Annotated in this window: 1 protein-coding gene; it reads left to right on the top strand. The window is 36.4% G+C overall.

All coding sequences use genetic code 11. From position 1 onward, the window contains the following. Nucleotides 1–155: 155 nt before the first annotated feature. On the top strand, nt 156–459 hold a 304-nt coding region (locus FCS21_RS17745; RefSeq protein ID WP_138624501.1), incomplete at its 3' end, for a HopJ type III effector protein.

The raw sequence follows: 459 nt of genomic DNA, 5'->3' as shown, positions 1-459 counted from the left end.
AAAATAACGGACATTCGCTTTTCAAAACGCCATTACTAAACGATAAATTATATTTTTCCGGAGCAGAAACAGCCACTCAAAACCCTGGTTATATGGATGGCGCTATTTTTGCCGCAAAAACAATTGCCTCACAATTCTAAACAATGAAAATCAATATGACTATAGCCGCTTTCTTAGAGAAATTAAAACAAACACCTGGAGGGATAGTGTTTTCAGAAACCATTGCTACTATCGAAGAAAACTACGACTTTACACCCACAGCATTTGAGAATGGTTTGCAACACAATGCAGCAGGAGAAAATTCAGGATCTTGCAAATTATTTTCGTTCGCCGAAATTCAAAACTTATCCGAAGAAGAAACACTAGCCTGTTTTGGAGCCTATTATTACGAAGATGTTTTACAAAATCCAAACGGAACTGATCATCAAAATATTCGTAATTTCATAAAAACCGGTTGGG

It is taken from the genome of Colwellia ponticola (assembly GCF_005885605.1).
Lineage (GTDB): Bacteria > Pseudomonadota > Gammaproteobacteria > Enterobacterales > Alteromonadaceae > Colwellia > Colwellia ponticola.
Note: the sequence above shows the minus strand (reverse complement) of the source record. Positions and strands in the feature narration are given on the sequence as shown.